Annotated in this window: 21 protein-coding genes; 9 read left to right on the top strand and 12 right to left on the bottom strand. The window is 72.1% G+C overall.

The genetic code is table 11. The features are described 5' to 3' along the window. The first annotated feature begins 6 nt into the window (after positions 1-6). Positions 7-510 carry a GNAT family N-acetyltransferase gene (locus ACWIYF_RS05755; RefSeq protein WP_448627156.1) on the top strand — a complete coding sequence of 168 codons (504 nt, stop codon included), beginning with the start codon at positions 7-9 and terminating at the stop codon, positions 508-510. On the opposite strand, the gene ACWIYF_RS05750 is transcribed toward ACWIYF_RS05755, so the two are convergent. Together ACWIYF_RS05750 and ACWIYF_RS05745 are read right to left on the bottom strand one after the other, a co-directional pair. Continuing rightward, the gene (locus tag ACWIYF_RS05750) at positions 492-728 is read right to left on the bottom strand and encodes a biotin/lipoyl-binding carrier protein (protein WP_448627155.1); all 237 of its coding nucleotides are present in this window, start codon (positions 726-728) and stop codon (positions 492-494) included. The genes ACWIYF_RS05755 and ACWIYF_RS05750 overlap by 19 nt on opposite strands. A gap of 66 nt (positions 729-794) precedes the next feature. Continuing rightward, positions 795-1,835 (bottom strand): biotin carboxylase N-terminal domain-containing protein, encoded by a 1,041-nt coding sequence (locus ACWIYF_RS05745; RefSeq protein WP_448627154.1) that lies wholly within the window; start codon positions 1,833-1,835, stop codon positions 795-797. Positions 1,836-1,997: 162 nt separating this feature from the next. On the opposite strand from ACWIYF_RS05745, the gene ACWIYF_RS05740 reads away from it, so the two are divergent. Continuing rightward, positions 1,998-2,072, top strand: a complete 75-nt coding sequence (locus tag ACWIYF_RS05740) for a 50S ribosomal protein bL37 (protein WP_407643698.1) — start codon at positions 1,998-2,000, stop codon at positions 2,070-2,072. Between the two features lie 29 nt (positions 2,073-2,101). On the opposite strand, the gene rsrA is transcribed toward ACWIYF_RS05740, so the two are convergent. Continuing rightward, positions 2,102-2,464, bottom strand: coding sequence for a mycothiol system anti-sigma-R factor (gene rsrA, locus ACWIYF_RS05735; RefSeq protein WP_448627153.1), 363 nt, complete (start codon positions 2,462-2,464; stop codon positions 2,102-2,104). Next, positions 2,464-3,168 (bottom strand): sigma-70 family RNA polymerase sigma factor, encoded by a 705-nt coding sequence (locus ACWIYF_RS05730; protein WP_448627152.1) that lies wholly within the window; start codon positions 3,166-3,168, stop codon positions 2,464-2,466. Before ACWIYF_RS05730 ends, rsrA begins: the two co-directional genes overlap by 1 nt. 194 nt (positions 3,169-3,362) lie before the next feature. On the opposite strand from ACWIYF_RS05730, the gene ybaK reads away from it, so the two are divergent. After that, positions 3,363-3,836: a Cys-tRNA(Pro) deacylase gene (ybaK, locus tag ACWIYF_RS05725; RefSeq protein WP_448627151.1), complete on the top strand. Its 474-nt coding sequence runs from the start codon at positions 3,363-3,365 to the stop codon at positions 3,834-3,836. Here ybaK and ACWIYF_RS05720 read toward each other — a convergent pair whose 3' ends face one another. Together ACWIYF_RS05720 and ACWIYF_RS05715 are read right to left on the bottom strand one after the other, a co-directional pair. Further along, the gene (locus ACWIYF_RS05720; protein ID WP_448627150.1) at positions 3,837-5,342 is read right to left on the bottom strand and encodes a fused MFS/spermidine synthase; all 1,506 of its coding nucleotides are present in this window, start codon (positions 5,340-5,342) and stop codon (positions 3,837-3,839) included. Between the two features lie 2 nt (positions 5,343-5,344). Further along, positions 5,345-6,091 carry an SOS response-associated peptidase gene (locus ACWIYF_RS05715; RefSeq protein ID WP_448627149.1) on the bottom strand — a complete coding sequence of 249 codons (747 nt, stop codon included), beginning with the start codon at positions 6,089-6,091 and terminating at the stop codon, positions 5,345-5,347. Between the two features lie 132 nt (positions 6,092-6,223). Here ACWIYF_RS05715 and ACWIYF_RS05710 point away from each other — a divergent pair, with 132 nt between their 5' ends. From ACWIYF_RS05710 to ACWIYF_RS05690, 5 genes are all read left to right on the top strand, one after another. Beyond that, the gene (locus tag ACWIYF_RS05710) at positions 6,224-7,681 is read left to right on the top strand and encodes an NAD-dependent succinate-semialdehyde dehydrogenase (protein WP_448627148.1); all 1,458 of its coding nucleotides are present in this window, start codon (positions 6,224-6,226) and stop codon (positions 7,679-7,681) included. Positions 7,682-7,739: 58 nt separating this feature from the next. Beyond that, positions 7,740-9,020, top strand: a complete 1,281-nt coding sequence (aroA, locus tag ACWIYF_RS05705) for a 3-phosphoshikimate 1-carboxyvinyltransferase (RefSeq protein ID WP_448627147.1) — start codon at positions 7,740-7,742, stop codon at positions 9,018-9,020. A gap of 119 nt (positions 9,021-9,139) precedes the next feature. Continuing rightward, positions 9,140-10,033 carry a ribosome small subunit-dependent GTPase A gene (gene rsgA, locus ACWIYF_RS05700; RefSeq protein ID WP_448627146.1) on the top strand — a complete coding sequence of 298 codons (894 nt, stop codon included), beginning with the start codon at positions 9,140-9,142 and terminating at the stop codon, positions 10,031-10,033. Positions 10,034-10,167: 134 nt separating this feature from the next. Then, on the top strand, positions 10,168-10,869 hold the full coding sequence (locus ACWIYF_RS05695; protein ID WP_448627145.1) for a cysteine hydrolase family protein: 702 nt from the start codon (positions 10,168-10,170) through the stop codon (positions 10,867-10,869). Further along, entirely contained in the window at positions 10,866-12,533 is a 1,668-nt protein-coding gene (locus ACWIYF_RS05690) for a hypothetical protein (protein ID WP_448627144.1), read from the top strand. Before ACWIYF_RS05695 ends, ACWIYF_RS05690 begins: the two co-directional genes overlap by 4 nt. 9 nt (positions 12,534-12,542) lie before the next feature. Here the strand turns inward: ACWIYF_RS05690 and ACWIYF_RS05685 are convergent, their stop codons facing one another. The 5 genes from ACWIYF_RS05685 to ACWIYF_RS05665 form a co-directional block, all read right to left on the bottom strand. Further along, positions 12,543-12,845, bottom strand: coding sequence for a DUF2087 domain-containing protein (locus ACWIYF_RS05685; RefSeq protein WP_448627143.1), 303 nt, complete (start codon positions 12,843-12,845; stop codon positions 12,543-12,545). After that, a complete protein-coding gene (locus ACWIYF_RS05680) occupies positions 12,829-13,545 on the bottom strand; it encodes a hypothetical protein (protein ID WP_448627142.1) in 717 nt (238 codons plus the stop codon). The genes ACWIYF_RS05685 and ACWIYF_RS05680 overlap by 17 nt, the downstream gene beginning before the upstream one ends. Positions 13,546-13,623: 78 nt before the next feature. Beyond that, positions 13,624-14,523, bottom strand: coding sequence for a hypothetical protein (locus ACWIYF_RS05675; RefSeq protein WP_448627141.1), 900 nt, complete (start codon positions 14,521-14,523; stop codon positions 13,624-13,626). Positions 14,524-14,568: 45 nt separating this feature from the next. After that, complete coding sequence (locus tag ACWIYF_RS05670; protein WP_448627140.1) at positions 14,569-15,318, bottom strand: hypothetical protein; 750 nt, start codon at positions 15,316-15,318, stop codon at positions 14,569-14,571. A 294-nt stretch (positions 15,319-15,612) separates the two neighbouring features. Further along, positions 15,613-16,149: a DUF2087 domain-containing protein gene (locus tag ACWIYF_RS05665; RefSeq protein WP_448627139.1), complete on the bottom strand. Its 537-nt coding sequence runs from the start codon at positions 16,147-16,149 to the stop codon at positions 15,613-15,615. Between the two features lie 52 nt (positions 16,150-16,201). On the opposite strand from ACWIYF_RS05665, the gene ACWIYF_RS05660 reads away from it, so the two are divergent. Then, positions 16,202-16,996, top strand: coding sequence for an inositol monophosphatase family protein (locus ACWIYF_RS05660; RefSeq protein ID WP_448627138.1), 795 nt, complete (start codon positions 16,202-16,204; stop codon positions 16,994-16,996). Positions 16,997-17,019: 23 nt separating this feature from the next. Here the strand turns inward: ACWIYF_RS05660 and ACWIYF_RS05655 are convergent, their stop codons facing one another. After that, positions 17,020-17,199: a hypothetical protein gene (locus tag ACWIYF_RS05655; RefSeq protein WP_448627137.1), complete on the bottom strand. Its 180-nt coding sequence runs from the start codon at positions 17,197-17,199 to the stop codon at positions 17,020-17,022. Between the last annotated feature and the right edge of the window lie 25 nt (positions 17,200-17,224).

Here is a 17,224-nt window from a genome sequence, read left to right as displayed (position 1 = left end):
CCGGACGTGGTCGAGGCCTCCCCCGTCGAGCCCGTGCGCGTCGAGCCCGCCACACCCGAGGACTACCCCCGGATCGCCGAGCTCACCGGCGGCGTCTACCGCGACGAGGGGCTCGCCCCCGAGGCGTACCAACGGCAGCTGCGCGACGTGGCGGGGCGCGCCGGGCACACCGACCTGCTGGTCGCCCGCGACGGCGACGGGATCGTCGGCAGCGTCGCGCTCGTCCTCACCGGCGAGTTCGGGGAGATCACCGAGTCCGACGACGAGGCGGCCTTCCGCATGCTGGTCGTCGACCCGGCGGCGCGGGGCCGCGGCGTCGGCGAGCTGCTCGTGCAGACCTGCGTGGAGCGGGCACGGGCGGCCGGGAAGCGGCGCATGGTGATCTCCACCGATCCCAGCATGACCGCCGCGCACCGCCTCTACGAGCGGCTCGGGTTCACCCGTCTCCGGGAGCGGGACTGGTCACCGCTGCCCGACGTGCACCTGATGGTCTACGTGCGCGGGCTGTAGTCGTCGACGGTGGCGATCAGGTCGCCCTCCTGGAGCACCTCGCCCTCGACGACGTGCAGCTCGGTCACCGTGCCGGCGCGCTCGGTCAGCACCGGGATCTCCATCTTCATGGACTCGAGGATCACCAGCGTGTCGCCGGCCGCGACCTGCGCGCCGGGCTGGACGAGGACCTTCCACACGCTGGAGACCATCTCCGCGTGGATCTCCTCGACCGGCACGCCGGGCCCCCTCGCGCTCGCGGTTGACGTCGGACCTCATCCTGGCACGTCAGAGGGCCGATCCGGTCAGCGCCCGGGCGTCTCCGAGCCGGCGGCCAGCCGGTCGAGGACGGCGCAGATCTCCGCCCCGTCGTGCGGCACCCCCGCATCCGGCAGCTCGGCGAGCACCCGGCCGAGCGCCCGCGCGGCGGTGGCGGTGTCCGCCGCGCCGGCGCTGAGCGTGGCGAGCAGCGCGTCGTACCAGCCGTCGAGCCGGTCGCGGGGGTCGTAGCCGCGCACCGCCACGACCTCGACGGCCGCGCCGTCGAGGGGGACCCGCTCGGTGGCGGGCAGGCGGCCGGTGACCCGGCCCGCCGTCCCCGGGGGCAGGGTCGACCGCAGCTGGACGGCGACGGCGGCCCGCGGTGTCCCGGGCTGCGGCTCGGCCGCGACCGCGCGGCGGCCCGCGGCGCTGCGCAGCGCGAGCTCGACGGCGTCGACGGCGTGCGCGCGCTCGAGCACCGACATGTCCAGGGAGAAGCCCGCGGCGACCTCGGCGAGCTCGCCGTCCGGGGAGATGCCGACGGTGACCAGTCCGCGCCAGCCGACGTCCTTGAGCCGCCGGGCGGCCGCGGGCAGGTCGGTCGGCTCGGGGGTCCAGGAGATGCGCGCGATGCCCGCGGCGCGGTCGCGGGAGACGGGCGTCAGGTGACGCAGGCCGTCGTCGGTGACCCAGGCGAGGAAGCCGCGCTCGCTGGCCGGCTCGACGCCGTCGCCGCCGAGCCGCTCGAGCACGTCGGCGTCGGGACCGACCCAGACCAGCCCGGCCCTCGCGACGGCCGCCGCCAGGCGGGCGTTGCCGGCCAGCGCCGGCGGCACGGGCAGGACGGCGGCGGCCCCGCTGCGCTGCGCGGCCTCCACGATGCGGTCGACGGCCAGGTAGGACTCGGCCGCGGGCGCCGGGCCCAGCAGCACCGCGTCGTCGGCCATGCGCACGTGCCGGGCGTTGCGCTCGGCCTCGGAGTGCACGGCGATCGACTTGATCCCGATCCGGCCGCAGGCGGCGATCACCCCGCAGGCCGCCGGCCCGCGGCCGGCGACCAGCACGCTCTCGATGCCCAGGTCCATGTCGTGCTCCCCGTTCGACCTCGACCCGGCCGGCAACGTCGCCGGCCCGGCCGTGAGAGGCTTGCACAGTCAGCTTGGCGGGTCCGCCGGCCGGGTGCACGTCCCTGCGCCGAGCCATCACGCCCGCGAGGTACCACGTTCAGCCCGGTGAAGGAGGCAGTGATGTCCAAGCGCGGACGCAAGCGTCGCTCTCGCAAAAAGAACGGCGCGAACCACGGCAAGCGCCCCAACGCCTGAACGACCTCGGGGAGTGTCCCGCGCCGGCTTCAGGCGGGGGTGGGACGCTCCCCGGACGTCTCGGTCCGGATCACCTCGCTGGTCAGCTTCTCGACGCTGACCTGCGTGCCGTCCTCCTCGAAGGCGACGGTGGTCAGCTGCAGCTTGATCCGGTCCCGCAGGCCGGGCGGCGGGACGTCCCCGCCGCAGCGGCGGCGGACCAGCGCCTTGAACTCCTGCTCGATGCCGAACTGGCGCAGGCAGCCCGAGCAGTCCTCGAGGTGCTCGGCGATGACCGCCCGCCGCGCGTCGTCGGTCTCGTGGTCCAGGAACTCGAAGACGTGCGACAGGACGTCGTCGCACGAGGAGATCTCGAGCGGCTCACCGGCGTCCGGACGGCGGTCGTCGCTCATCACGCCGTCTCCTCCCCGGCTCCGGCGCGGACGAAGCCGCGCTCACGGGCGTAGTCGGCCAGCAGCTTCTGCAGCCCCCGCCGGCCGCGGTGCAGCCGGGACATCACCGTGCCGATGGGCGTGCCCATGATCTCGGCGATCTCCTTGTAGGCGAAGCCCTCGACGTCGGCGAGGTAGACCGCCAGCCGGAAGTCCTCGGGCAGCTGCTGCAGGGCCTCCTTGATGTCGGAGTCCGGCAGGTGGTCCAGCGCCTCGATCTCGGCCGAGCGCAGGCCGCTGGAGCTGTGCTCCTCGGCGGCGTAGAGCTGCCAGTCCTGCACCTGGTCGGTCGGGTACTGCTGCGGCTGCCGCTGCTTCTTGCGGTAGCTGTTGATGTAGGTGTTCGTCAGGATCCGGTACAGCCACGCCTTGAGGTTCGTTCCCTCGGCGAACTGGTGGAACGCGGAGTAGGCCTTGACGAACGTCTCCTGGACCAGGTCCTCGGCGTCGGCCGGGTTGCGGGTCATCCGCAGCGCCGCCGGATACAGCTGGTCGAGGTAGGGCAGGGCGTCGCGCTCGAAGCGGGCGTCCCGCTCGGCACGGGTCTCGGCGACCTGGGTGCGGCTGCCGCCCTCGCGCGCCTCGGGGACCTCCACCGGCGCGCCCGGAACAGCGCCGGCAGCCGGCTCGTCGACGGGGCTGCTGCTGGTGGGCTCCTCGGGCACCGACCGTCCTCTCTGCGGGCCCCGCATGCGGGAGACCACGTCGGTCGATCCTAGTCGCGGGGCATCGGGGCGGCCCGGGGGCCGAGTGCGTACCGACCGCTGCCGGGCGGTGGAGAGGGCGCTGCTCACGGGTCGTGCAACCGCGCCGGCACGGGACCGATTCCCCGTTCGCGTGATCGCTACGCTCCTCCGCCGTGGCAGGGACCCCCGCGGTGAAGGTTCTGGAGAAGGCAGGGGTGCCGCACACCCTGCACCCCTACGACCCGGAGCACCCCGCCGACCGGGGCCACGGCGAGGCAGCCGTCGCCGCACTCGGCGCGGACCCGCGGCAGGTGTTCAAGACCCTCGTCGCCCGTGTGGACGGCGCGCTGACCGTGGCCGTCGTCCCCGTGGCCGGCACGCTGGACCTCAAGGCGCTGGCCGCCGCCGTGGGTGGCCGCAAGGCGGTCATGGCCGACCCGGCCGACGCCGAGCGCAGCAGCGGCTACGTCGTCGGCGGGATCAGCCCGCTGGGCCAGCGCAAGGCGCTCCCGACGGTGGTGGACGACTCGGCCCTGTCGTTCGAGACGGTCATGGTCAGCGCGGGCAAGCGCGGCCTGCAGGTCGAGCTGCCGCCGTCCGAGCTGGTGCGGCTGACCCGCGCGAGGACGGCGCCGATCGGCCGATGATCACGGTCCGGCGTAGGGGGTGAGCAGCTGGTCGACCGGCGCGTGGTCGTCGGTCAGCACCGGGGCGTCCCCGACGAAGGCGTCGAGCTGCGCTGCCCTGGCCACCTGCCAGGCGACGTCGTGCGCGGCCATCGCGTCCGCGATCGCCCCGACCGGGATCGGTGACCGCGACGCCACGACGACGACGTTGCCGCCGTCCTCGCCGGCCAGGACCGGCGCCCGGGCGAGGAGGGCCACGTGGGGGAACACCTCCCGCAGCGTGGCCAGCTCGGCGCGGACGAAGTCCATCGGCGGGTGGTCGATGAGGTTGGCGACGTAGACGCCGTCGTCGGTGAGCGCCGCGTCGACCAGCTCGAGCGCCTCGACCGTGGTCAGCTGCCACGGCACCGACAGCCCGCCGAAGGCGTCCCCGACCACGAGGTCGCGCTGCCCCGCCGGCTCGTCGGCCAGGCCCACGCGGGCGTCGGTGACACGCACCCGGAGCAGGTCCGACGTCCTCAGCTCCAGCTGCTCGCGGTCGATCGCCACCACCTGCGGGTCCACCTCGAGCACCAGGCTGTCGGTCCCGGGCCGGACCGCCGCCAGGTAGCGCGGCACGGTGACGCCGCCGCCCCCGAGGTGCAGCGCCGAGATCGGCCCCGGGGGCGGCACCGCGTCGCTGACCGCCGCCACCACCCGCACGTAGTCGAACTGCAGGTAGGTGGGGTCCGCGAGGTCGACGTAGGAGTGCCGGAGGCTGTCGAGCAGGAGCACCCGGCCCGACTCACGGTCGGCGTCCGCCACCACCCTCGCGCAGTGGTACGCGGTCTCCTCCTGGCACGGCGTCGGGGCGAGCGCGGCCAGCACCGTGCCGGCGACCGCGAGCACCATCAGCACCGGCGGCACCCGTCCCGCCCGGCGCAGCAGCACGGCCATGGCGAGGCCGGCGAGCACGGTCACGACCCCGGTGCCGACGAGGATCACGCTGCTGGGCAGCAGCGCCACGAGCACGAACCCGGTGACGAACGTGGCCGCGATCGCGCCCAGCGTGCCGATGCTCGACAGGCGACCCACCACCGAGCCGGTCTGCTCGAGGCTGGCCAGCTGCAGCTTCACCACCATCGGCGGCACGGCGGACAGCAGCGCCGCGGGCACGCCGACGGCGACGAACGCCAGCAGCAGCACGCTGCCGGCGTCGGGGCCCGTGAGCAGCGCCCCGGTGAACCGGACCAGGGGCAGGACGGCGACCACGAGAGCGCCGCCGCCCACCATCAGCGGCGGGATCAGCCGGCGCGGATCCGTGCGGTCCGCCGACGCCCCGCCCGACCACGCGCCGACCGCGATGGCCAGCAGGGCGAAGCCGATCACCGCCGTGCTGGTCTGCAGCGTGACGCCGACGTACGGGGCGATCAGCCGCAGCCCGACGATCTCGAGCACCAGCACCGCGCCCGAGCACAGGAACGTGACCCCGGCGGCGATCCAGCCGGGCAGCGCCTTCCCGGCGTCGTCTCCCCGGTCCGACGCCACGGTCAGAACAGCGCCGGCTGGTCCGCCGGCTCGCTCACCGACTCCACCCGTGCCTCGAGTTCCGGGCCGTTGTTCTTCACGTTGTTCACCGCGGTGCTCACCGGCCGCAGCTCCAGGGTCTCGACCAGCTCGGGCGGCGTGGGCTCGACCAGCGCGTCGACGTCCTCCCGGACCGGGTCCAGCCAGGCCGCCCAGCGCTCGCGCGGCAGCACCAGCGGCATGCGGGGATGGATCTCGGTCAGCACGCCCACCGCCGGGGCGGTGACGACGGTGCAGGTGTAGAGCCGGTCCTCACCGCGGCCCCACACCTCCCACAGCCCCGCGAAGGCGAGCACCGAGCCGTCCTGCGGGGTGACGAAGTAGGGCTGCTTGGCCGGTGAGTCCAGCCGCTTCGCCCACTCGTACCAGCCGTCGGCCGGCACCAGGCAGCGCCGCGACCGGGCCGCCTTCTTGAACGCCGGCTTCTCCGTGAGCGACTCGACCCGGGCGTTGAGCAGCCGGTTGCCGACCGACGGGTCCTTCGCCCAGCCCGGCACCAGCCCCCAGCGGACCGTGCGCAGCTCGCGGTGGGTGGTCCCGGTGGGCGCACCCTCCGTGTCGCGCTCCTTCTTCTGGCGCACCACGTAGACGTCCTTGGTGGGGGCGACGTTGTAGTCGGGGGGCAGCGGGGACTGGCCCTCGGCCCTGACCGCCTCGAACTCGACCACGAGGTCGTCGGGGCTGCGGCTGGCGGCGTAGCGACCACACATCGGGCACTCCTCGGGAGGCGGTTGCCCCGAACTCTAGGTCGCGGCACCGACAGCACGCCGCGACGACTGACCCCGCGAGGCCCGGGTAGGGGCCGGTGACGGACAGACGCACCGAGGGACGAGGATCGAGCCGTGACCGCCACCCAGAACCCAGCCACCGAGCAGCCGAAGACCGCGAGCGACGCGGGTGCCCGCCCCTACCGGACGGTCAACCCGTACACCGGCGAGGTCGAGCAGGAGTTCGATTTCCTCCCCACCGACGCCGTCGACGGCGTGATCGAGAAGGCCCATGCCGCGTTCCTCGAGTGGCGCCGCCGCCCGGTCGAGGAGCGGGCACGCATCGTCGGCCGCGCCGGCGAGCTGATGCTCGAGCGCACCGACGAGTTCGCCGCGCTGGTCACCCGCGAGATGGGCAAGCGCATCCAGGAGGCAGCGGGCGAGGTGCAGCTCGCGGCCAGCATCCTCACCTACTACGCCGAGAACGGGCCGCGTTTCCTGGAGCCCAAGCGCATCGACGTGATGAAGGGCGAGGCGATCGTCGAGAACGAGCCGATCGGCGTCATCCTCGCCATCGAGCCGTGGAACTACCCGCTCTACCAGGTCGTCCGGGTCGCCGGGCCGAACCTCGTGCTCGGCAACGCGATCCTGCTCAAGCACGCCGAGCTGAACCCGCAGACGGCCCTGGCGATCGAGCGGCTGTTCCTCGACGCCGGCGTCCCCGAGGGCGTCTACACCAACGTGTTCCTGCGCATCGCGGACGTCGAGCAGGTCATCGCCCACCCGCACGTCGAGGGCGTGACGCTGACCGGCAGCGAGCGGGCCGGCAGCAGCGTCGCCTCGCTCGCCGGCAAGTACCTGAAGAAGTCGGTGCTCGAGCTCGGCGGCAGCGACCCGTTCATCGTCCTCGACACCGAGGACCTCGGCCGGACCGTCAAGGCCGCCACCATGGGGCGGATGCAGAACAGCGGCCAGGCCTGCATCGCCGCCAAGCGGCTGATCGTCCCCGAGGACATCTACGAGCCGTTCGTCGAGGGCCTGAAGCAGGCGTTCTCGACCTTCTCCCCCGGCGACCCCAGCGACCCGTCGACCTCGCTGGCGCCGCTGTCCTCCGAGCAGGCGGCCAAGGACCTGCACGCGCAGATCCAGGACGCGATCGACAAGGGCGCGACCGTGGTCACCGGCGGCAGCCGCCCCGACCACCCGGGCGCCTTCGTCGAGCCGACGATCCTCACCGACGTCACGCCGGAGATGCGGGCCTACTCCGAGGAGCTCTTCGGGCCCGCCGCCGTCGTCTACAAGGTGGCGAACGAGGAGGAGGCGGTCGAGCTGGCGAACAACAGCCGGTTCGGTCTCGGTGCCGCCGTCTTCTCCGACGACCTCGACAAGGCACGCTCGGTGGCCGACCGGATCGAGGCCGGCATGGTGTGGGTCAACCAGCCCTCCGGCTCCTCCCCCGAGCTGCCGTTCGGCGGCGTGAAGCGCTCCGGCTACGGCCGCGAGCTGTCGGAGCTGGGCATGTTCGAGTTCGCCAACCGGAAGCTGACCCGCGTGCTGCCGGCCAAGAAGGCGGACAAGCCGCAGGCGGGGTGAACCCGGTGTCGGGCGGTGCCCGGCCGGAGCCGACCTGCGTGGCGGGCAGAATGTGCCCGTGACGGAGATCTGGACGACGCCGCACCGCTCGACGCCGGTCGACGCGGTCGTCCGGCTGCCCGGGTCGAAGTCGATCACCGCCCGCGCGCTGGTGCTCGCCGCGCTCGCCGACGGGCCGGGCCGGATCGTGCGGCCGCTGCGCGCCCGCGACACCGACCTCATGGCCGCCGGGCTGCGCGCGCTCGGCGTCGGCATCGACGAGGACGGCGCCGACTGGGTCGTCACGCCCGATCGGCTGCGCGGCCCGGCCGAGGTGGACGCCGGCCTGGCCGGCACGGTGCTGCGCTTCCTCCCGCCGGTCGCGGCGCTGGCCGACGGACCGGTCCGGGTGGACGGCGACCCCCGGCTGCGCGAGCGCCCCAACGCCGGCCTGCTCGCCGCGCTGCGCGCGCTCGGCGTCGAGATCGACGACGGCGGCCGCGGCCGGGCGCCGTTCACCGTGCACGGCACCGGCCGGGTGACCGGCGGGGCGGTGTCGGTCGACGCCAGCGAGTCCTCGCAGATCGTCTCCGGGCTGCTGCTGGCGGCTGCCCGGTTCGACGAGGGCGTCGACCTCGCGCTGGCCGGCGGGGTGCCGTCGATGCCGCACGTCGAGATGACCGTGACGGCGCTGCGCGAGCACGGCGTGGACGTCACCGCGACGCCGCGCGGCTGGCGGGTGCAGCCCGGCCGGATCGCCGCGCTCGACCGGGTCATCGAGCCGGACCTGTCCAACGCGGCCCCGTTCCTCGCCGCAGCGCTGGTCACCGGCGGGCGGGTCACGGTCCGCGACTGGCCGGAGGTCACCACCCAGCCCGGCGCGCAGCTCGACCGGCTGCTGACCGCGATGGGCGCCGACGTCGTCCGCACGGACGACGGCCTGACGGTCACCGGCGGCCACCGGATCCGGCCGCTGGTCGCCGACCTCGGCGAGGTGGGCGAGCTGACCCCGGTCCTCGCGGCGCTGTGCGCGCTGGCCGACGGCACCTCGCAGCTGACCGGCATCGGCCACCTGCGAGGGCACGAGACCGACCGGCTGCAGGCCCTCGACGAGGTGCTCACCGCCGTCGGCGCCCGGGTCGAGCAGCTGCCCGACGGGCTGGTCGTCGAGCCCGGCCCCGGCCGGCCGGCCCGGCTGGACTCCTACGCCGACCACCGCATGGTGCACGCCGGGGCGGTGCTCGGGCTGGCGATCGACGGCATCGAGGTGGCCGACCCCGGTGCGGTGAGCAAGACGCTGCCCGACTTCGTCGACCGCTGGGCGGCGCTGCTCGGGGACCCGGTCGGAGCCGACCGCTGAGCCCCCGCAGGCTGGACAGCCGCTCGGACGAGGACGACGTCCGGGTCCGGCCCAACCGCCGCGGCTCGCGCCCGCGCACGCGCACCCGCCCCGCCCACGAGGACGCCGTCCCGGGGCTGGTGATCGCCGTCGACCGCGGCCGGATGACCGTGCGCGTCGACACCCCGGACGGCCAGGTCGACGTCACCGCGATGCGGGCCCGCGAGCTGGGCCGGCACGGCGTCGTCGTCGGCGACCGGGTGCGCGTCGTCGGCGACACCAGCGGCCGGCCGGACACCCTCGCCCGGATCGTCGTCATCGAGGACCGGACGACGGTGCTGCGGCGCACCGCCGACGACGCCGACCCCACCGAGCGGGTCGTCGTCGCCAACGCCGACCAGCTGGTGATCGTGACCGCGGTGACCGACCCGGAGCCCGCGCTCGGCTTCCTGGACCGCTGCCTGGTGGCCGCGTACGCCGGCGGCCTGGAGCCGCTGCTGTGCTTCACCAAGACCGACCTGGGCAGCCCGCAGCCGCTGCTCGACCGCTACGCCGGCCTCGACCTCGACGCGGTCGCCGTCTCCCGCGACCAGCCGCTGGACCCGCTGGTCGAGCGGCTGGAGCTGCGGATGAGCGTCCTGGTCGGGCAGTCCGGGGTCGGCAAGTCGACGCTGGTCAACCGGCTGGTGCCGGACGCCTTCCGGGCCACCGGCGAGGTGACCAAGGTCGGCAAGGGCCGGCACACGTCGTCCTCGGCGGTGCTGCTGGACCTGCCCGCCGGCGGGACGGTGATCGACACCCCGGGCATCCGGTCGTTCGGGCTGGCGCACGTCACTGCCGAGGACGTGCTGGCCGCGTTCGACGACCTCGAGGAGGCCTCGGTCGACTGCCCGCCGGGGTGCGGGCACACCGCCGAGGACCCCGACTGCGCGCTCGACGCGTGGGCCGCCGCGGGGCCGCCCGCGCGGGCGGAGCGGCTGGCCAGCTTCCGCCGGCTGATCGACGCCGTGGGGCAGCTCGGTCCCGGCTACTGAGCGGCCCGGAGGTCGGAAATCCTTCCGTAATGCGCCGGGGAGCGAGACCGTAACGACGGATCCTCGACGATCACCTCTGTCCCCCAGCGGCCCTCACCGCCGGCCCGAGCAGCCCGCCGACTCCGGAGCGCGCCATGGCCTCTTCCGTCGCCGCCGTACCCGCCCCGTTCCCGCTCCCGGACGGCCGGGTCGCCCTCCTGGTCATCGACATGCAGCGCGACTTCCTGCTGCCGGGCGGGTTCGGCGAGAGCCTCGGCAACGACGTGTCCCAGTTGCAGCGCGTCGTCCCGCCCCTGGCCCGCGTGCTGCAGGCCGCCCGGGACGCCGGGATGCTCGTCGTCCACACGCGGGAGGGGCACCTGCCCGACCTGTCCGACTGCCCGCCGGCGAAGCTGCGGCGCGGCAACCCGAGCCAGCGGATCGGCGACCCCGGCCCGTACGGCCGGATCCTCATCCGCGGCGAGTACGGACACGACATCGTCGACGAGCTCGCCCCGCTGCCGGGTGAAGCGGTGATCGACAAGCCCGGCAAGGGCGCGTTCTACGCGACCGACCTGGACGAGCTGCTGCGGTCCCACGGCATCACGTCGCTGGTCGTCACCGGCGTGACCACCGAGGTGTGCGTGCACACGACCGTCCGGGAGGCCAACGACCGCGGCTACGAGTGCCTGGTCCTGGCCGACTGCGTCGGCTCCTACTTCCCCGAGTTCCAGCGCGTCGGCCTGCAGATGGTCAGCGCGCAGGGCGGGATCTTCGGCTGGGTCGCCGACTCGGCCGACCTGCTCGCCGTCCTCACCCCGGCCGCGTCCACCGTGAGATCAGGAGACCCGGAATGAGCACGTCCGCACCGCCCGCGCGCGCTGTCGTCTCCCTGTGGACCCGGGGCGACACCAACGCCTTCTTCGGCCTCGGGTTCAACATCCTGGTGAACGTCCTGACCCTGACCGCGCTGATGATCGCGGTGGTCAACGTCCCCGCCGGGGCCGTCCTGGGCACCGTCCTGCCGGCCCTCGGCGTCGCCCTCGTGCTGGGCAACGTCTACTACACGTACCTGGCCCGGCGGCTGTCCCGGCGGGAGGGGCGCAGCGACGTCACGGCGCTGCCGTACGGGCCCAGCGTGCCGCACATGTTCATCGTCGTGTTCGTGATCATGCTGCCGATCTACCTGGCGACCGGCGACTACCGGCAAGCCTGGGAGGCCGGCCTGGCGTGGGCGTTCATCATCGGCGTGATCGTGCTCATCGGCGCTTTCATCGGCCCGATCATCCGGCGCTACACCCCACGGGCGGCGCTGCTCGGCACCCTCGCCGGCATCTCGGTCACGTTCATCTCCATGCGCCCGGCCGCGCAGATCTGGGAGGCCGCCTGGATCGGCCTGCCGGTGCTGGCGATCATCCTGATCGGGTTCTTCACCGACGTCCGGCTGCCGGGCAACTTCCCGGTCGGCCTGGCCGCGCTTCTGGTCGGCACCGCGATCGGCTGGATCGGCGGCTACATGTCCGTGCCGGACGTCTCGGCGGCGGCCGAGGACATCGCCTTCGCCGTCCCGGACCTGCGGATCGACATGCTCCTCGACGGGCTCGGCAACCTCGCACCGCTGCTCGCGACCGCCATCCCGCTCGGCGTCTACAACTTCACCGAGGCGATGAGCAACGTGGAGAGCGCCGCGGCCGCCGGCGACAGCTACAACCTGCGCAGCGTGCTGCTCGCCGACGGGACCGGCGCGATCGTGGGCTCCGCGTTCGGCTCCCCGTTCCCGCCGGCGGTCTACATCGGCCACCCCGGGTGGAAGGACGCCGGAGGCCGCGCCGGCTACTCGATGGCCAGCGGCGTGTTCGTCGCGATCCTGTGCTTCCTCGGCCTGTTCGGACTGCTCTCGGCACTGCTGCCGATCCCGGCGATCGTGCCGATCCTGCTCTACATCGGCCTGCTGATCGGCGCGCAGGCGTTCCAGGCCGTGCCGCGGATCCACGCCGCGGCGGTGGTCATCGCGATCCTGCCCAACATGGCGGCCTGGGGCGCCGGGCTGATCGACAACTCCCTGGTGGCCGCCGGCACCTCCGCCGCGGAGGTCGGCAACGACGCCCTCGGCAACGCCGGCGTCGTCTACGAGGGGCTGACCACCCTCGGGCAGGGCGCGATCCTGGTCGGCCTGGTGCTCGGGGCGATCGTGACGTTCATGATCGACAGGCGCTTCTGGGCGGCGGCGATCGCGGCCGGGGCGGGCGCCCTGCTCAGCTTCGTCGGGCTGATCCACGCCGCGCAGGTCGACTGGGCGGCCAACCCGCAGGTCGCCCTCGGCTACGTGCTCCTCGGCGCCGTCTGCCTCGGCTACGGGTTGCTGCGCCGGTCCCGCGGGGCCGAGCCGGCGCCCGAGCCCGAGCCCGCCCTGGCCGCCGAGCACGCGGCCACCCCGCCTGCCGCCGACGCCGAGCCGGTCGAGGGCAAGCGGGTCCCGACCCCGCGCTCGGACAGCGAGGCGACCGAACCCGCGAGCTGAGGTCCGGGCTCACACGTCGACGTATCCGCCGGTGCGCCAGTAGACGCCGGCCTCCCGGGAGAGCAGCCCCTCGTCGATCAGGTCGCGGCGCAGCGCGGCGTGGTCGGCGTCGGGCGGTCGATGGGCCGCCGGGCGCGGGCAGAGCGGCTGGCCAGCTTCCGCCAGTTGATAGAGGCGGTGGGACAGCTTGGTCCCGGCTACCGACCAGGTAGGCGGGTAGCGCGCATAGATGAACCGACGCCTGACGGCGACCCAGGCGGCCGGCCACCGGATCGACCGAGCCGTGAGGGGGCAGTCACCGAGTTGGATCATCGACGAACCGAACCATCAGGCGCAGCCGCACCACCGAACTAGAGTGTTTGAAATTTTCGATCTCGGTCCGCGCTTTAGCGAATGGCACACTCACTTCCGCTAACAAGTCCGAGATGCGCCGCATATCACTCTCAGAGGAGATTTCAAAGGAATGCTCGAGCGGTCGATTTACACTCCTGAACAGGCCGATCATCCGCTCAAGTCCTTCATCATAGAATCCGGACTCCTCCAGGGCGCGTTCCGCGGCTTCGACATCGGCGGCGGCGCCGCTGAAGGACCATGAGCTCTTGACTGCTAGCCCATCGATCGCCACATCCGACGAAGAGCTGGTCACACGACTTCCCACTGCAGGGACAGGTGAGCCGAACACATCGGCTTGCATTTCCGCGCTCACAGAACTGCCGCGAGATACTGCTTCCCGCTCAACATGCGTGATCGTCACCTGGCGTGCCCCGAGTTCCTGGCACACACGGATCGTTGCCTCGATTCGGTCGAGGATGGCGCTCCTGACGGTCTGCTGAAGGCGCTCGTAACGGTCTTGATTAGTAGGCGACTGAACTAGGAACGCACCATCCTCGACGAGTCCCCTCCGCTCGAGGACTGCAACGATGGGGTCAGCTGCCTGGCGCACATCATTGATGTCGACAATGGCTATGGACTGATTGGCGAGCAGTCGTCGACCCTCCTGCGTCAATTCCAACTCTGCGTGTGTCGCTGACGTTCCCAGCAGGAGCGCTCGCCGCGCGTGTGGCGGCATTCGGGAAGGCAACACGGCGAGCTACACCCCTTCGCGGTGCGACCAAGGCGGAGACTTGGGAGAACGTGGCAAGGCTGTCTCATCCGATCTGGCCTGGTCGGGGCGTTGGCCTTGCTCGTCGACGTCAACTTCTCCCCCGACATCGACGTCACTGTCGACGCACCGCGAAGCGGCGGGTGGCTCGGATCTGCCTCCGCCGTCGCTGCGATGCTCAGGTGCCGCGCCACCCGCCAAATCGTCCTGCCCCGCCGGTGCGTCCTCGTCGCGCCGGGAAGGATCGTCCCGACCCGATTCTCGACTGACCGCTGTCGCCTCGGAGCCGACTTGGGTCGCGGGATCCTGAGTCACTCCGCCCAGGTCGTCTGCTGTGGTGGCCTTTCGCTCTTCGATGGTGACCGCGTCCGGCGGCTCGAACCTCCCGGAGGAAGGCTCGAGTTCTGGCACAAAGATCGGCCGGCGTGGCGATCCGAGCCGTTCACGGCTCACCCGGTGCAACGAGGCCTCTAGCGGCGTCCACGCTGACTCGTACGATCGCGCATCCAATCCGTTTCTGCGGACGAGCGTCATCAACCTGCTGCGGGCGTGCTGGAAAGTCTGGGGGCTTGCATCTCTTGGCATGTAGCCAAAGAAGAGCATGCTGGACCGCCGGCCCGAGACATCTCGGGAGTTGATGACAAACTCCGTAATAAAGGCGTCTCCGTCGATCATGACCATCGCCTTGGGTGCGGCTTCCCCGAAGACCCAGGCGGCCAGAGACCTTGAGAGTTCCAAGCGCCGTCCATACAACTTCACGTAGGCGGATTCCATCTTGACCCGTCTGAGCAACACGTCGTCACTTTCATCAGGAAAGAGACCGCGTAGCCATGGATCGACGTCGATGACCGTCCCACGATTGTCCAGGCGCTGGAAGACTAGGCTCAAGTCATCACAGGGGCGCTCGTGAGAATCGCGAGGAGGGGGCATTTGTCACACCTTTCCCCGAGTTCCCTCTTTGAAGATCCGATAGATGAACGTGTGCGCCCATTCCTCGCTTGCCAGAGACCCTTCGACCTGGCGAGTCGGAGCTGTAGTGTTAACTGCCAAGTTGGCCCTTATCTGCTTGAGGGTATCCATGTGCGGCGCCAAACAGTCGGACAGTGGTCCGCTGTTCATCGGACTCCAGTCGTCCAGCTTGTCGCACCATCCGATCGCGAGGACCACGATGGCATCCTCTTGCCTGATTCGCTTACCTGCGAACTTGCTAGCCATGACGACGCGGGCTCTATACTCTTCGGCCTGATCGGGTTCACGAATGCCAGCGAAAAGGCTCACGTCGAACAAAAAGACCACGAGGAATGCGTCACTCAACACCTGGTCCCAGAAATCTGGATAAGTATCCAGGTCTCCTGACACGTCCATGCTGTCGGCCAGCATCAGGTCTAGGTCGTCCGAGACATCAGACGACTCATCGGTGCGAATCGTCGTGGGGCCACCCACCACACGGACTCCGGCCAGGGTAGGGGTGTGCTCGGTGACGAACTTGGTCCCGCCGCTCTTAAGGAAGGTCCATATGAACGTTTTCCCTGAGGCAGGAGGTCCCACAATGGCAAGCCGCGTTCCCCTCGAATGGGCAGCAGCAGCCGTGAGATCGCTCTCTGTTCGGCGAAACAGGTCTCGAAAGCGCTTGCTCCAGGCCCGGACACGCTCCTTCGACCACGTCCACCACTTCCACGCCATCGCCGTTCCCCCACGCGCGAAACGAGGTCGAGACACTCTAGGCGCGCACGGCGGACAGGGATAGCACTTCTCTTGCTGCCTCCGCGACAGGCTCGTCAACAGTGGGCAACGGCAGCGATACCGCTACCCGTAGTGCGGCACTAGCGCTCGCCGCGGGGGAGGGCGGCTTGATGGGCCCTGCCGCACGCCGCGGGATTCGACGCGGCGGCGCCTGACGTTGCGCACTACTTCCACTCGTACTGGTCTAGTCCCCCTCGGCGCCAGTCGGAATGGACACGTCCATCGACCCGGCGGTCACACGTCGACGTATCCGCCGGTGCGCCAGTAGACGCCGGCCTCCCGGGAGAGCAGCCCCTCGTCGATCAGGTAGCGGCGCAGCGCGGCGTGGTCGGCGTGCCAGACCGCCAGCAGGGCGTTGACCTCGCGCTCCGGATAGCGGACGCCGGGCTCGAAGACGCGCACGATGTGCTCCAGGACGACGCGGCGCTTCGACTGCTGCGCCGGGATCGACACCAGCCGCCCGCGGCGCACGAACGCTCGGAGGACGGCGTCCTCGGCCGCGTCGTCGGAGAGCCGCTCCGGGGGTGGTGCCGCCTGGGCCGCCGCGCGGGCGATCACCCCGAACTGCTCCGTGCGCAGCTCCAGCGCCGCCCCGTCGCGGCGGACCAGGCCGCCGCGCGCGAGCCGCCGCGCGGCGAAGGCGACGTCCTTGAGCGGGAGGTGGGCCGCCTCCGCGACGTCCTGCAGGGTGCTCGCGCCCAGCGCGAGGGCGGCGACGACCTTGAGGCGGGTGGGGTCGGCGAGCAGCCCGACGACGGTCGCGGGGTCCACCCTCCGACCGTATGCGCTCGGATCCGGCGTCGTCCCAGTAGGTTCGGTGTCCATGACGTCGGCCCGTGGGTTCAACGAGGACATGCGGCTGGCCCACGTGCTGGCCGACCAGGCCGACTCGATCAGCATGGAGCGGTTCCGCGCCCTGGATCTGAAGGTCGAGACCAAGCCGGACCTGACGCCGGTCACGGACGCCGACCGGGCGGTCGAGGAGCAGCTGCGGATCACGCTGAGCCGGGCCCGCACCCGCGACGCCGTCCAGGGCGAGGAGTTCGGCACGACCGGGCACGGCTCCCGCCGCTGGGTGCTCGACCCCATCGACGGCACGAAGAACTTCGTCCGCGGCGTGCCGGTGTGGGCGACGCTCATCGCGCTGCTGGACGGCGACGAGCCCGTGGTCGGGTGCGTGTCCGCCCCGGCGCTGAACCGGCGCTGGTGGGCGGCCAAGGACGTCGGCGCGTGGACCGGCCGGCGCCTGGAGTCGGCCACCCGCTGCCGGGTGTCGGGCGTGCGCACGCTCGACGACGCCAGCCTGAGCTACTCCAGCCTGTCCGGCTGGGAGGAGCGCGGCCTGCTCGGCGGCTTCCTCGACCTGGCCCGCGCGGCCTGGCGCACGCGGGCCTACGGCGACTTCTGGAGCTACGTCCTGCTCGCCGAGGGCGCGGTCGACATCGCCTGCGAGCCCGAGGTCTCGCTGTGGGACCTGGCGGCCCTCGACGTGATCGTCCGCGAGGCCGGCGGCCGGTTCACCGACGTCATCGGCAGGCCCGGTCCGGCCGGCGGCAGCGCGCTGGCCACGAACGGGCTGCTGCACGACGCGGCGCTGGGCAAGCTGCGGCTCCCCTGAGGAAGGACCCCGTCCAGAGGCCGTCAGTGCGGCCGGGTGGGCCCGCGGCCGCCGCCGAACCGGCGGCGCATGTCCTCGATCTTCGCCCGGTTCTTCGGGTCCTTCGCGAACTGCTGGGCCCGGCCGGCCACGTCGCGGATCATCTGCTGACCCTTGGGGCTCTTCGCGAACTGGCTGATCCGGTCGAACATCGAGGACTTCATTCGCGCTCTCCTTCGGTCCCGGAGG

The organism is Geodermatophilus sp. URMC 64, assembly GCF_053502555.1.
The sequence above is the reverse complement of the archived record's forward strand: the minus strand, read 5'-3'. Positions and strand labels throughout refer to the sequence as shown.

Excerpts from the sequence above, each read along its gene's own strand:
- ACWIYF_RS05745 (WP_448627154.1), bottom strand. The coding sequence starts at position 1,835 with ATGGACCTGGGCATCGAGAGCGTGCTGGTCGCCGGCCGCGGGCCGGCG.
- rsrA (WP_448627153.1), bottom strand. The coding sequence starts at position 2,464 with ATGAGCGACGACCGCCGTCCGGACGCCGGTGAGCCGCTCGAGATCTCC.
- ACWIYF_RS05715 (WP_448627149.1), bottom strand. The coding sequence starts at position 6,091 with ATGTGTGGTCGCTACGCCGCCAGCCGCAGCCCCGACGACCTCGTGGTC.
- ACWIYF_RS05695 (WP_448627145.1), top strand. The coding sequence starts at position 10,168 with ATGGCCTCTTCCGTCGCCGCCGTACCCGCCCCGTTCCCGCTCCCGGAC.
- ACWIYF_RS05690 (WP_448627144.1), top strand. The coding sequence starts at position 10,866 with ATGAGCACGTCCGCACCGCCCGCGCGCGCTGTCGTCTCCCTGTGGACC.
- ACWIYF_RS05685 (WP_448627143.1), bottom strand. The coding sequence starts at position 12,845 with ATGATCCAACTCGGTGACTGCCCCCTCACGGCTCGGTCGATCCGGTGG.
- ACWIYF_RS05670 (WP_448627140.1), bottom strand. The coding sequence starts at position 15,318 with ATGGCGTGGAAGTGGTGGACGTGGTCGAAGGAGCGTGTCCGGGCCTGG.
- ACWIYF_RS05660 (WP_448627138.1), top strand. The coding sequence starts at position 16,202 with ATGACGTCGGCCCGTGGGTTCAACGAGGACATGCGGCTGGCCCACGTG.
- ACWIYF_RS05655 (WP_448627137.1), bottom strand. The coding sequence starts at position 17,199 with ATGAAGTCCTCGATGTTCGACCGGATCAGCCAGTTCGCGAAGAGCCCC.